Origin of the sequence: Photorhabdus sp. S10-54 (genome assembly GCF_963878145.1) — a bacterium.
Lineage (GTDB): Bacteria > Pseudomonadota > Gammaproteobacteria > Enterobacterales > Enterobacteriaceae > Photorhabdus > Photorhabdus kayaii.
The window spans coordinates 38,930-52,280 of the sequence record NZ_CAWNXG010000024.1; the positions used below are offsets into that span (position 1 = coordinate 38,930).

The following is a 13,351-nucleotide window of genomic DNA, read 5'->3' on the forward strand; positions in this document are numbered from 1 at the left end:
ATAAAATATTTTTGACCTAAACATTTTACTGAAGGATGACTTTATAAATTATTTTTTGCGATACTGATGTACAACAAGGTATATTGATGACTAATTGTCGAATTTCCAACAATGGGTGAGGAAAAACATGCGAATTAAAATTTTGCTCAGTGCTTCAGTATTGTTACTATTGGCAGGGTGTACAACTACTAACCAATTAACTTCTGGTGGTTCACAGGTTCGATTTGTTGATACTAAGCCAGGCAGCGAGTGCCAGTTATTAGGTGAAGTAACAGGTACTCAAAGCAATTGGATGACTGGTGTAAGTAATGAAAGCAGCTCAATGCGTGGGGCAGCCAATGATTTACGTAATAAAGCCGCACTCATGGGGGGAAATGTGATTTATGGCGTCACCAGCCCGAGTGAAAGTCTGTTATCGAGCTTTGCGCCACTGGACAGTAAAATGATTGGTCAAGTTTATAAATGCCAGTAATGGTATTCGGAATTTGAATGATATGCCCGGCTGAAAGTATCCGGGCATGAATTTTTTGTTAGTTTTGTTTTAATCCCAAATCAAGAGGTGTCTTACTCGGTTCTCCGCCGATTTCCCTTGCGAGACGTGGTACTAAATAACCTGAAATTTTTGTCAGCAATTCCCGGATAAGCGCCTTGGCTTCTTCATCACTGACCATAAAATGAGCGGCTCCTTGTACTTTATCCAGCACGTGAATGTAGTAAGGTAGGATACCTACATCGAACAGAGCATTGCTCAGGTCAGCCAGAATATCAGAATGATTATTGATACCGCGTAACAGCACACTTTGATTTAGTAACGTAATACCTGCTTGTTTCAGCAACATCATGCTGTTCCGTAAGGATTGGTCGATCTCATTAGCATGATTGATATGTGTCACCATGATCACCTGTAATCTCGATTGTGCCAGTCGATCGCAAAGCGTTGTTGTGATCCGGGCAGGAATAACCACAGGCAGACGAGTATGAATACGCAGTCGTTTAATATGAGAAATCTTTTCCAGATTGCTGATTAACCAGTCAAGTTCGTGATCTTTTGCCATTAAAGGATCGCCGCCGGAGAAGATAATCTCATCAAGTTCAGGATGTTGCTGAATATAATCTAACGCTTGTTGCCAATTGCGTTTATTACCTTTGTTATCTTCGTATGGGAAATGACGTCGGAAGCAATAACGACAGTTAACCGCACATCCTCCTTTAACTAGCAACAGTGCGCGATTACGGTATTTATGTAATAGACCGGGGACAGCACTGCGCTGTTCATCCAGAGGATCGGTAGAAAAACCAGGCGTGAGCGTGAATTCTTCGGGTGTCGTTATGACCTGAAGTAACAGCGGATCATTAGGATCGCTTACTTGCATACGCGCAACAAAAGCCTTGGGTACCCGTAGTGGAAACAGGCGACGTGCGCTGCTCCCCTTGGTCAAGGTCGGGTGTTTATCTAAAGATAATAATTGTAATAATTCATCAGGATCGGTAATAACATCTGTAAGTTGTTTCAACCAGTCTTCTCTGATGATGATCTTTGGGGTTATAATGTGCGCCATTTTTTGGCTAAGCCATTTTGTTTAAAAGAGGATCTCCATGGCTACTTATAGTACCAATGAATTCCGTTCAGGTCTTAAAATCATGTTAGATGGTGAGCCGTGCGCTATTCTTGAAAGTGAATTCGTGAAGCCGGGTAAAGGTCAGGCGTTTGCCCGTGTTCGTATTCGTAAGCTGATTTCCGGTAAACTGCTGGAAAAGACCTTCAAATCTACTGACTCTGTAGAATCTGCTGACGTGATGGATATGAACCTGACTTACCTATATAACGATGGTGAGTTTTGGCACTTTATGAATAACGAAACCTTCGAACAGTTAGCGGCTGATGAAAAAGCAGTTGGCGATAATGCGAAATGGTTAGTAGAACAAGCTGAGTGTATCCTGACGCTGTGGAATGGTCAGCCTATCTCTGTGACTCCACCAAACTTTGTTGAATTAGAAATTACTGATACTGATCCAGGTCTAAAAGGTGATACCGCAGGTACGGGTGGTAAACCAGCAACCTTGAGCACAGGTGCTGTAGTTAAAGTACCTCTGTTCGTTCAAATTGGTGAAGTGATTAAAGTGGATACCCGTTCTGGTGAATACGTTTCTCGCGTAAAATAATTACCGACGGTATTTAATAAAAGCCGCAGTTCTGGAAGCAGGCTGTGGTTTTCTTTATTGGTGATTATACAGAGGGCATGGCTATTTATGTCTTTTGAGCTCACAATATTGTGTTATTGATATTGCCATTTTACACAACTATAATTTATCACTGTTTCTAATGGTTATCCGGGACGACCTGGATATACTGCCGTTTTCTGGAGACGACTCCACAACACTATTATGGGGCGTTGATATGTCCTGGTTTATTCTTGTTATTGCTGGTTTATTTGAAGTCGTCTGGGCGGTTGGCCTGAAATATACTTATGGTTTCACCCGGTTGATACCGAGCCTTATTACAGCCGGTGCTGTGGCGCTCAGTATGGGATTGCTTGCTTATGCAATGAAAGGCTTACCAATAGGTACAGCTTATGCGGTATGGACTGGAATTGGTGCAGTGGGTACCGCTATTTTTGGTATTATAGTGTTTGGTGAATCTGCAAGTTTTGCCAGGATTTTAAGCTTTGCTCTGATTATCGCCGGTATTATCGGTCTGAAATTGTCCAGTTAATAGTGAACTGCACTCCAAAGGTTTCATATTTTGGCAGTGCAGCTTCTATATGAGATATTCTTTATCAAGAAATACCGACTTTTTGTAGTGCTTCTGCACGTTTCGTGCATTTGTGCGTAGATCTTTACGTTATCAAAAAGGGTTGGTAGCGTGAATTAGTGACGTATTTGCTCCAGTTCATTCTGACTTAGTCCGGTAGTTTTCATTACTGTTTCACGATCGATGCCAAGATCCAGCAGTGAACGGGCAATTTTCAATGCCGCTAGTTTTTCACCTTCCAGACGCCCTTTCTGTTCTAATTTCTGTGCAATGGTCATTAGTACCTCCTCATACTTCGGCACCTGCTTTGCCAGTTGCCGGATAAACCGTATCGCCTGCCTGTAACAGATAGTTTAGCACGTTTTTTAACTGCTCATCCGTGTAGTAATCGTACGCCAGCAGTATCACCAGTTCTGGCAATAGCTCCGCGATGTCGCGCTGTCGGATATGTTTTTGTACCATCTCCAGCAGGGCTACCCGTTTGTGCGTCAGTATTTCATCATCAGGGATAACCGTGAGGTCCACCAGTGGGAATGCATTGGAGTAGATTTCTGCTGCCAACGTCGGAGTATCAAAGCAGTCGAGCCAGTTGGTACTCCAGGGATATGGCCGCGTTTTCCCGTGGTAAAACAATATTGGGATCACCAGCGGTAATTTCTTATGTCCTTGCTCTAAATGCCGCTGTATTGCTGAAATACTGTAACGCATCAGCCGGAACGCCATCATTTTGTCTGGGGAACTTGGTGTTCAATTACACAATACACATAACCGTCACCTTGCACCGTTTTCAGGGAATAGAGGATATCGGAATAGTATGCTCGCAAATCCTCTTCAATAAACGACCCAGGTTCTAGCCGGAGTGTATCGAGATCACACACTGCCTGTAATGCCGCCGACAAATGTATCTCCAGAAAATCCTTGGCTGTTTCAACATGACTTAAAAACTGCTTAAAAACGGCATCATGTGGCGTTGGTGTATTTTTCCCTTTCGTGAATCAAAAGCAGGAAAGTTTCGGAGAAATACATATATCTCAGATGATAGCTTGAATAAGTTAAAGGCCGGATAAACCAGCCTTTAAAGATATTTTCCAGCATAAAAACGTGTGAGGGTAGGTTTTCGACAACATCGATTAGGGTAAAGAGTATTTATAACCTTAGCTCGTTGCTATTCGACTACAGAGTAAAAACCCCGATAATTGCGACAACACTCAGGATCGCGGCCAGGCCGTAGAAAATCCATTTACTTGCAGGGATATGAATTTTCAGGTCATGCATACCGTGGTGGATACGGTGTGATCCGCACCATACTGGTAGAACGATCATCAGTAATAGGAAAGTACGACCAATAAAACTCTGACAGAAAGCCAGAATTCGTGTGTAGCTTAACGCTTCCGGTGCTACTCCCAATGGTAAAAGGATGGCTACTAGTAAAATAATGGCTGGAGCCACAATTGCGCCCCACATACCACCGGCACCAAATAATCCCCAAAAAATCGGTTCATCGGAACGTTTAGGTATTTGATTCATTAGATCCTCCTTGAGGTTAAAGTAAGGCTATACCTAAGATAATCGTGGTGACGATAATAGTGACGGACCATAGTAGTTTGATTACTGGCCCTGCTCCTATCTTTTCACCTTTTATCACGACGTTAGCTGCCTTAGGCGCTAGCTCAAACCAGGTTTTAGTATGCAGCAGAGCACCTAGCAGAGTGATGATATTAATCAGCAGGATGACGGGGTTTTTCAGGAATGTGACAAATGCATCCCAGTTTTGTGCGCCGCCTTTTAGAGCGAATAGGCCGTATATCAGCAAGATACTGAACCACATAGTCGTCACTGCGGTACTTTCACGCAGGATATAGAAGCGGTAAAAGCCCAGTTTCTGCCACCAGTTGGGAGCCATGCTGCGGATATAAGGTTTACGTTTAGTCGTCATTACTTTCTTCCTCCCCTTATTGTGGTTTTAGCATGGCGATCATGAAATCTTTCGCGCTTTCGATCTTGCCTTGTTGGATAGCTGCGGCTGGATCGACATGTTTCGGACAAACCTCAGAACAGTAACCAACGAATGTACAGCTCCATACCCCATTCTGGCTGTTAAGTTGAGGCATACGCTTTTTCTTACCGTGGTCGCGGTTGTCGAGGTTGTAACGGTGAGCTAGCGTGATCGCAGCCGGGCCGATAAATTCAGGGTTCAGACCAAACTGAGGGCAAGCGGCATAACATAAGCCACAGTTGATACAGCCGGAAAATTGATGATATTTTGCCATCTGTGCTGGAGTTTGAATATTTGGGCCTTCAGAAGGTCTACGGTCATTCCCAATGATGTATGGTTTGATGGCTTCCAGGCTTTCAATGAAGTGGGTCATATCGACTACTAGGTCACGTTCAATAGGAAAGTTAGCCAGCGCTTCAACTTTCATTCCTTGAGGATAATCACGCAGGAAGGTTTTACAGGCCAGTTTCGGCACACGGTTAACCATCATGCCGCAAGAGCCACAGATAGCCATACGGCAAGACCAGCGGTAAGAGAGATCGGGAGCGAGATTGTCTTTAATGTAACCTAGGGCATCAAGTAGAGAAGTCTGCTCATCATAAGGAATTTCATAGGTGATAAAATGGGGTTTATGGTCACTTTCTGGATTATAGCGCATGACCTCCATTCTCAGGGTGTTCATATCAACCATTCTCCTGCTCCTTATACTTTTTCTCTTGTGCCGCGGCTTCACCGCCATATACACGTTTTGCGGGTATGGATTTGGTGATTTTCACATCACTGTATTCTAGGTGAGGAACACTCTCAGGGTTATAGAAAGCGAGCGTATGTTTTAGGAAGTTTTCATCATCACGTTCGGTACAACCTTCATCCAAACGTTGATGAGCGCCACGGGATTCTTTACGGTTTATCGCAGAGTGAATCATACATTCAGCCACATCCAAGCCAAAGCCAAGCTCAATGGTGTACAGTAGATCCGTGTTGAACACATTGGTGTTATCGGTGATTTTCACCCGTTTGAAGCGATCTTTTAGTTCAGCAATCTTATCGATCGTTTTTAACATGAGTTCAGGGGTGCGATAGATACCGCAGCCTTCTTCCATCGAGATCCCCATTTCATCACGGATCTTTGACCAACTTTCCGTCCCTTTCTGTTTTAGTAAGTTGTTCAAACGTGCGACTACATCACGTGCCTGGGCATCCAATGTGCGGTCATTAACGGGTTTGGTTTGTTGAACATGTTTTACTGCTTCTTCACTAGCCAGACGGCCAAAGACCACCAATTCAGCCAGAGAATTGGAACCAAGGCGGTTTGCGCCATGCAGGCCGACAGAAGAACATTCACCGACAGCGAATAGCCCTTTAATGCGGGTTTCACATTTCTGGTCAGTTTCGATACCGCCCATCGTGTAATGTGCCGTAGGTCGGACTGGAATGGGCTCTTTAACTGGATCAACGCCGACATACGCTTTTGCCAGTTCACAGATGAAGGGGAGGCGTTCAAGTAATTTTTTCTCCCCCAAATGGCGTAGATCCAGATAAACCACATTGCCACGTGGAGTTGAAATAGTACGACCGGCCCGCCATTCATGCCAAAAAGCCTGAGAAACTTTGTCACGGGGACCCAGTTCCATATATTTGTTTTCAGGTTTGCCTAATGGCGTTTCGGGACCGAGGCCATAATCTTGTAAATAGCGGTAGCCATCTTTGTTGACCAGAATTCCGCCTTCACCACGACAACCTTCTGTCATTAGGATACCGGAACCCGGCAGGCCGGTTGGATGGTACTGAACAAATTCCATATCACGCAGTGGTACTCCGTGACGGAATGCTATACCCATGCCATCACCGGTCACGATACCGCCGTTGGTATTGTAACGGTATACACGGCCTGCGCCACCGGTTGCCATAATAACGGCATTAGCCCTGATCTGAATTTTGGTACCTTCCATCATATTCAGCGCAATTAGGCCACGCACTTGCCCTTCATCTACCAGAATATCGAGGACAAAATGCTCATCAAAGCGTTGAATTTGAGGATACTTAAGGGAGGTTTGGAATAGCGTATGTAACATGTGGAAGCCAGTTTTATCCGCAGCGAACCAGGTGCGCTCTATCTTCATACCACCAAAACGACGCACGTTGACGGAACCATCTTCTTTACGGCTCCACGGACAACCCCACTGTTCTAGTTGGATCATTTCTGTCGGGCAATGTTCGACGAAATATTCAACAACATCTTGCTCGCATAACCAGTCACCACCGGATACGGTATCGTTGAAATGGAAGTCGTAGGAGTCGTGAGCTTGGGTGACTGCTGCTGATCCACCTTCCGCTGCCACAGTGTGGCTACGCATTGGGTAAACTTTTGAGATCAGAGCAATCTTCATCTGAGGATTAGCCTCAGCGGCGGCAATTGCGGCTCGTAGGCCTGCGCCTCCGGCTCCGATAATCGCGAGATCGGCATTAAAGATTTGCACTGTGCTTCTCCATTGTTTAAGTGAAATTAATTAGTAAGCAAAATCGTCGTAACTTTCCTAAATGTTGTTATTTTTCATATGCAACATTCTGTAGGTAAAATCCGGTGTTTTAACGATCAAGGGAAGCTGTTTATTACTGTTTGTATTGAATTAAGTATAACGGGTTCTAAGTGAGATAAATTTGATATGAAAGGGTATTTTGTCGGATTTGAACACTAAAACTTGATCTAAGACAGGAATTAGTGACTTTAATTTATCATTGACCGACAGAGTTATTACCTAGAGGGGAATCACTTGTGGAGCTGATTATCAAGGCCATACAATATGAATTTGGCTTGCTTGGTATTTTTTTGTCGATATTAGAAATTATTTAAATGCAACGAGATTTAAAAGTTTTATTTTACTTTGGTAATGTTGCAGTTAATAATTTTATACTGGTCATATTATAATTATCATCTTAAATTATTTTTCAGTTTCTTTATAATATCTTACTTTTAATCTAAATATGATAATTGCTTCTGGTCATTTAATAATTATAAGTGATAATTGGTAATGTCATCCATAATAAAGTGATAATACGTTTTATTGTTTAACGGTAGTAGTATATATTCAACAAGGGAGTTTTATTTCTATGGGCATAGAGAGTCGATATGAGGATTAAATGGTATTCTATAATTAATTATATTTAAACGGAGGGTATGATGGCATTATCAGAGCATACTATCGCATTGATGGCAGATAATGGACTTTATTTGAGTCGGGTTGCTCGGCCTGGTGGTAATTATATTGAAGCGGCAACATTGGATGTTGATACTTCTTCTACGTTTACTGTAGAAGATGTCGACGATAATGTGATAGCGCTAAAGGCAGATAATGGAAAATATCTGACTAGGCTTAGTATAAAAGGTATTAATTATATTAAGCCTGATAAAACCAATATGGACGGATTTTGCCACTTTAGATTGATAACTCTGTTAGAGTAAATAGTGATTTTGTCTGGTATTGGCTTTGTTGTGATACAAGACAAACTAAGTTGTTCCGGGATGATCAGGCGGTAATAATTTGTCTGATATGTGTGATGCAGGTAGACTGCACGTTTTGTTTTATTTTGGAGTCATTTACATGAGCGAAACAGCAAACTGGCAGCCAAGCGCACCTATCGCCAACTTGTTGAAACGAGCGACTATTTTAGCAGGAATACGGCGCTTTTTCGCAGATCGTGGGGTATTGGAAGTTGAAACACCTGCGATAGGTCAGTTTACAGTGACTGATATCCAATTGTTTTCTTTTCAGACGGAGTTTGTTGGTCCAGGCGCCGCAGATGGTATGACTCTTTATCTGATGACAAGTCCGGAATATCACATGAAACGCTTACTGGCAGCAGGAAGTGGCCCTATTTATCAGCTCGGTCGCTGTTTCCGTAATGAAGAGGCGGGTCGTTATCATAATCCTGAATTTACCATGCTGGAATGGTATCGGCCTCACTATGATATGTATCGTTTGATGAATGAAGTTGATGATTTACTTCAACAAATCCTTGACTGTGAAAGTGCAGAATCACTCTCTTATCAACAAGCTTTCCTGCGTTATCTGGGTATTGATCCGCTATCAGCAGAGAAAGAAAAGCTGCGTGAAATCGCCGCCAAGCTGGATCTGAGTAATATTGCTGATATAGAAGAGGATCGGGATACTTTATTACAACTTTTGTTTGCTGTTGGTGTTGAACCGCACATTGGTACTGAAAAACCAACTTTTATCTACCATTTTCCGGCTTCTCAGGCTTCTTTGGCGGAAATTAGCAAAGAAGATCATCGAGTTGCAGAGCGTTTTGAAGTCTATTTTAAAGGCGTTGAATTGGCAAATGGCTTCCGTGAGCTGACTGATGGCAATGAGCAGTGCCAGCGTTTTGAACGGGATAACCGTAAACGTGCAGCGTTGGGTTTACCTGTTCGACCAATTGATGAAAACCTGATTGGCGCCCTGAAACAAGGAATGCCTGAGTGTGCAGGTGTGGCGATTGGTGTCGATCGTTTGGTGATGTTGGCTTTGGGGGCTGAAAAGCTCAGTGATGTTATGGCCTTTTCGATAAGTAAGGCGTAATTATTAAGTGACAGGGCGCTGGTTGAGGCGCCCTGTTTGCATCTTATTTATATTGATACTGTTTTTGCAGGAATTTCACACCTAAGTCAGGAAAATCGGTGAATACACCGTCTACACCCGCTTGGTTATACATGATATCGAAAAGTTGATCGCCGCTGGTGGCGTATTTAGGCAGTTGATCAACTCGAATCGTGTATGGATGGACTTCCAGATTGTTGGTGTGAGCCTCTTTTACCAGACTAGTTAGCTTAATATTGGTTGGTGTGGAATACTCCGCTACAATCATATGATAATCAGGGCCGATGCCATCAGCGTATTGTGCCACTTCTCTCATCGCACCTGGTTTGAACATCCAGTCATAGCTGTAATTTGTCCATTTGCCGTCTGATTGTTTTTCATAAGTTTCATTCCAATCGGTGTAGGCGATAAGTTGAATCAGTTTCAGATCCATGCCTAACTTAGGTTCCAATTCGTTTTTGATGCGTTTGAGTTCGTTGGTATCAAAACATTGCAGATAAATTTTGTCGCTTTTCTTGGTGTAACCATACGCTTTTAACACGGCTAGTACCTTAGTAGAAATATCTTTTCCCTCTTGTTGGTGGAACCACGGTGCTTTGATTTCAGGATAAATACCGATGTTTTTGCCGGTAGATTTGTTTAATCCTTGAACAAATTCAATCTCTTCCTGAAAAGTGTGGATTCGGAAATCAGATTTCCACATCGGGAAACGATTGGTGTAGCTTTGTATCTGTTGATTATTTTTAATATCGAAGCTTTCCGTGAATTTTAGTGACTTGATTTCGGACAAGGTAAAGTCAATGGCATAGTAGCGTCCATCTTGGCGAGCACGGCTAGGGAATTTATTGGCAACGTCAGTGACACGATCAAGGTAGTGGTCATGTAAGACTATCAGTTCATCATCTTTAGTCATGACCAGATCTTGTTCCAGATAATCAGCACCTTCGGCATAAGCCATTGCTTTGGCTGGTAGAGTGTGTTCAGGCAGATATCCACTTGCGCCTCGATGGGCGATAACAATCTTATCTGCCGCTTGTGTGATGCCTGACATCGATGAGGCTAAAATAATACCTGTTATTATTGTTTTGATTGGAGTTTGCATGTGTGTTTCTCCGTTTTAGCAATGAGATGAAATCTATCTCATTAAACTGTGTGTTTGTCTGTGTTAATAATACTCACTGACATAATCTCTTAGTTTAGAGGTTGAAAAAAGCCGCAGCATATATAATGCTGCGGCTTAATTAATATTATCAGCGATATATCACAGTTTAATGACAGAGGTTAGCCATATTGTTGGGCTATTTCCTGTTTATGTTTTTTTTCGGTAATCGTGACGATTAGCAATAGAATAACGGACAAGATACTACCACCAATCATCACCATAAAGCCGCTATCCCAACCGAAAAACTCAACGGTATAGCCGATGATAGCACTTGCAGCAACAGAGCCACCTAAGTAACCAAATAAGCCGGTGAAGCCAGCGGCTGTACCGGCGGCTTTTTTTGGCGCCAGCTCAAGGGCATGTAGACCCGTCAGCATCACTGGGCCGTAGATAAGGAAGCCAATAATCAACATGCAAGCCATATCTACAGTAGGATTACCTGGTGGGTTCAACCAGAATACGATAGTGGCGATAGTAACCAGTGTCATAAAGAACACCCCAGTTGCACCACGGTTGCCTTTAAATACTTTGTCTGACATCCAACCACAGAGTAGCGTGCCTGGGATACCGGCATATTCGTACAGGAAATAAGCCCATGAAGATTTATCCAGTGCGAAATGCTTGGCTTCACGTAGATAGGTTGGCGACCAGTCAAGAACACCGTAACGTAGCAGATAAACAAATACGTTAGCCATAGCAACCATCCACAGCAGTTTGTTAGGTAACACGTACAGCATGAAAATCTGTTTAGCTGTTAACTCTTTTTCATCTTTCTCTGTGTAATCAGAAGGATAGTCGTTTTTGTACTCTTCGATTGGTGGCAAGCCACAAGATTGTGGTGTATCACGCATCAGCGCGAACGCAATCAATGCAACGAGAATCGCGGCGAAAGCTGGCATATAAAGTGCGGCTTTCCAGTCATTGAACCACGCCATACCTAACAGGAATAGCAATGGTGGTAAGCCGCCGCCAACATTATGTGAGCAGTTCCAGATAGAAACGATACCGCCACGTTCTTTCTGTGACCACCAGTGCACCATAGTACGACCACAAGGAGGCCAACCCATGCCTTGAAACCAGCCGCACAGGAACAGTAGTACAAACATAATGGTAATACTGGAAGTTGCCCAAGGTACGAAACCCATAAACAGCATAACAACAGCCGCGAGGATCAGACCCGCAGGTAAGAAGAATCGTGGGTTAGAACGGTCGGATACGGAGCCCATGATGAATTTGGAGATGCCGTATGCGATAGAGATCCCTGATAGTGCGAAACCGAGCTCACCTTTGGAAAAACCTTGCTCAACCAGATAAGGCATTGCAAGTGCAAAGTTTTTCCTTACCAGATAGTAAGCCGCGTAACCAAAGAAGATCCCCATAAAAATTTGCCAACGTAAGCGACGATAGACTGGATCTATCTGTTCTGTTGACAGTCGGGACCTATGAGGTGCCGGCTTGAAAATACTTAACATATTTTGCCTCCGATGGCATTTTTGGTTTTATAAACAGCTTGCCGGTTGACTAATGCCACCGGATGGGAAAATGAAAGGTTTTGTAAGTGGTTATTTTCCATAACGAAAATTATGATAGTCGAAATCACTCAACCTCGTCTGTGAAACAACACTCAGTTGTTAAAGTTGTTTTGCCCTAGCGGTAATTCTGAGTGATTTGTTAACTTTTTGAAATGTGCTTTACCAATGAAATTGTGACTATTGTCACAATAACGAGCTTTACTTAATTGTTGGTGAGCGTTTTTGGTTCGTTTTTGTTCTTTATCAAACAAAAACCACAGTTTTCATACATCTTCTATTTGTTATTTTATATGTATCCTTACTAAACGAAGGGATCTTCTCAATTTATGGTGAATGGGCTGCTAATCGATTTTGATGATAAACATACTGTTTTGACGGTATGCCAATAATCTGCCAGACTCATAATTTATACAGTTGTATAGCTGATATACCCAGTGGAGGACCCATGACGACACGTTATGACAGCGATTTTTATGGTTGGACGCAGGAGCAGGCAGGTTTGCTTCGTTCCGGCAATCTGAATCAATTGGACAGGGAAAACCTTTCGGAGGAAATAGAAAGTATGGGAAATAGCCAAAGAAACGAGCTGGAATCTCGTCTTGAGGTACTGTTTCTTCATCTCCTAAAATGGCAATTCCAATCTGAACGGCAAGGTCGGAGCTGGGAGCTTACGATTGAAGAACAGAGAAGAAAAATAGCCCGTCGTCTTAAAAAAAATCCCAGCTTAAAGTCAGAACTTAGCGAAATTTCCTCTGATGCTTATGGTGATGCCATTATTGCAGCAGAGAGGGAAACTAATATTAGGCGTAGTGTATTTCCTGAAACTTGTCCTTGGATATTTGAGCAAATAATGGATGAAAATTTTTGGCCTGAATAGGCTCGATAAATTTGTTTCCTAACGCACTGATTTTGAACAGTGCGTTTTCTCGGTTGATCGATTTTCACTTCACTGCAAGCAGTATTAACAGAAATTATTTGCTTTTCGGTGGATATTCATTGGGTTAGCCAAGATTATCCTTTTTAATTTTCATGACCTTTGTAGTATTAATGATTATAGAAAAATTCATTGTCATCGCTGTGGCTATATTCAAGACAACGGTAGGATCCAAAATAGCGATGCAAAATGCCAACAGTTCTAATTTCTTATCGAAGAATATAATAATGAAGTAATAATAAGATAAAATATTAGTAAACTATTAATTTGATTTTTTGATATAGATTTATAAAATTTCAGTAGTGATATTGATAATTATTTCTATTTGCAGTAAATTGTATTTCCTTTAATTTGTCAAAGAAAATCATGGAAATTTT

The 13,351-nt window shown here is 42.4% G+C and carries 13 protein-coding genes and 1 pseudogene; 6 read left to right on the plus strand and 8 right to left on the minus strand.

The annotated features are described in order from the left end of the window. Positions 1–127 precede the first annotated feature (127 nt). Positions 128–472: a DUF4156 domain-containing protein gene (locus AACQ83_RS13955; protein ID WP_158537780.1), complete on the plus strand. Its 345-nt coding sequence runs from the start codon at positions 128–130 to the stop codon at positions 470–472. Positions 473–530: 58 nt separating this feature from the next. Here AACQ83_RS13955 and epmB read toward each other — a convergent pair whose 3' ends face one another. Next, positions 531–1,559 (minus strand): EF-P beta-lysylation protein EpmB, encoded by a 1,029-nt coding sequence (gene epmB, locus AACQ83_RS13960; protein ID WP_112878246.1) that lies wholly within the window; start codon positions 1,557–1,559, stop codon positions 531–533. 37 nt (positions 1,560–1,596) lie between these two features. Here epmB and efp point away from each other — a divergent pair, with 37 nt between their 5' ends. Then, the gene (gene efp, locus AACQ83_RS13965; RefSeq protein ID WP_036776062.1) at positions 1,597–2,163 is read left to right on the plus strand and encodes an elongation factor P; all 567 of its coding nucleotides are present in this window, start codon (positions 1,597–1,599) and stop codon (positions 2,161–2,163) included. A gap of 235 nt (positions 2,164–2,398) precedes the next feature. Then, positions 2,399–2,713, plus strand: a complete 315-nt coding sequence (sugE, locus tag AACQ83_RS13970) for a quaternary ammonium compound efflux SMR transporter SugE (RefSeq protein ID WP_112878247.1) — start codon at positions 2,399–2,401, stop codon at positions 2,711–2,713. A gap of 155 nt (positions 2,714–2,868) precedes the next feature. Here the strand turns inward: sugE and AACQ83_RS13975 are convergent. From AACQ83_RS13975 to frdA, 5 genes and pseudogenes are all read right to left on the minus strand, one after another. Continuing rightward, positions 2,869–3,741, minus strand: a pseudogene (locus AACQ83_RS13975) (Rpn family recombination-promoting nuclease/putative transposase); the annotation flags it as partial. 184 nt (positions 3,742–3,925) lie between these two features. Continuing rightward, the gene (gene frdD, locus AACQ83_RS13980; RefSeq protein ID WP_112878248.1) at positions 3,926–4,279 is read right to left on the minus strand and encodes a fumarate reductase subunit FrdD; all 354 of its coding nucleotides are present in this window, start codon (positions 4,277–4,279) and stop codon (positions 3,926–3,928) included. 16 nt (positions 4,280–4,295) lie between these two features. Then, positions 4,296–4,688 carry a fumarate reductase subunit FrdC gene (gene frdC, locus AACQ83_RS13985; protein WP_112878249.1) on the minus strand — a complete coding sequence of 131 codons (393 nt, stop codon included), beginning with the start codon at positions 4,686–4,688 and terminating at the stop codon, positions 4,296–4,298. Between the two features lie 16 nt (positions 4,689–4,704). Next, positions 4,705–5,439: a succinate dehydrogenase/fumarate reductase iron-sulfur subunit gene (locus tag AACQ83_RS13990; RefSeq protein ID WP_112878250.1), complete on the minus strand. Its 735-nt coding sequence runs from the start codon at positions 5,437–5,439 to the stop codon at positions 4,705–4,707. After that, positions 5,432–7,228, minus strand: coding sequence for a fumarate reductase (quinol) flavoprotein subunit (frdA, locus tag AACQ83_RS13995; RefSeq protein ID WP_112878251.1), 1,797 nt, complete (start codon positions 7,226–7,228; stop codon positions 5,432–5,434). The genes AACQ83_RS13990 and frdA overlap by 8 nt, the downstream gene beginning before the upstream one ends. Before the next feature lie 701 nt (positions 7,229–7,929). Here frdA and AACQ83_RS14000 point away from each other — a divergent pair. Next, complete coding sequence (locus tag AACQ83_RS14000; protein ID WP_192881032.1) at positions 7,930–8,211, plus strand: fascin domain-containing protein; 282 nt, start codon at positions 7,930–7,932, stop codon at positions 8,209–8,211. Positions 8,212–8,350: 139 nt separating this feature from the next. Further along, positions 8,351–9,328 carry an elongation factor P--(R)-beta-lysine ligase gene (epmA, locus tag AACQ83_RS14005; protein WP_112878252.1) on the plus strand — a complete coding sequence of 326 codons (978 nt, stop codon included), beginning with the start codon at positions 8,351–8,353 and terminating at the stop codon, positions 9,326–9,328. Between the two features lie 43 nt (positions 9,329–9,371). Here the strand turns inward: epmA and glpQ are convergent, their stop codons facing one another. Together glpQ and glpT are read right to left on the minus strand one after the other, a co-directional pair. Further along, positions 9,372–10,448 (minus strand): glycerophosphodiester phosphodiesterase, encoded by a 1,077-nt coding sequence (gene glpQ / locus AACQ83_RS14010; protein ID WP_112878253.1) that lies wholly within the window; start codon positions 10,446–10,448, stop codon positions 9,372–9,374. A 179-nt stretch (positions 10,449–10,627) separates the two neighbouring features. Beyond that, positions 10,628–11,980: a glycerol-3-phosphate transporter gene (gene glpT / locus AACQ83_RS14015; RefSeq protein ID WP_112878254.1), complete on the minus strand. Its 1,353-nt coding sequence runs from the start codon at positions 11,978–11,980 to the stop codon at positions 10,628–10,630. A 505-nt stretch (positions 11,981–12,485) separates the two neighbouring features. On the opposite strand from glpT, the gene AACQ83_RS14020 reads away from it, so the two are divergent. Further along, the gene (locus tag AACQ83_RS14020; RefSeq protein ID WP_112878255.1) at positions 12,486–12,917 is read left to right on the plus strand and encodes a DUF29 domain-containing protein; all 432 of its coding nucleotides are present in this window, start codon (positions 12,486–12,488) and stop codon (positions 12,915–12,917) included. Positions 12,918–13,351 lie beyond the last annotated feature (434 nt).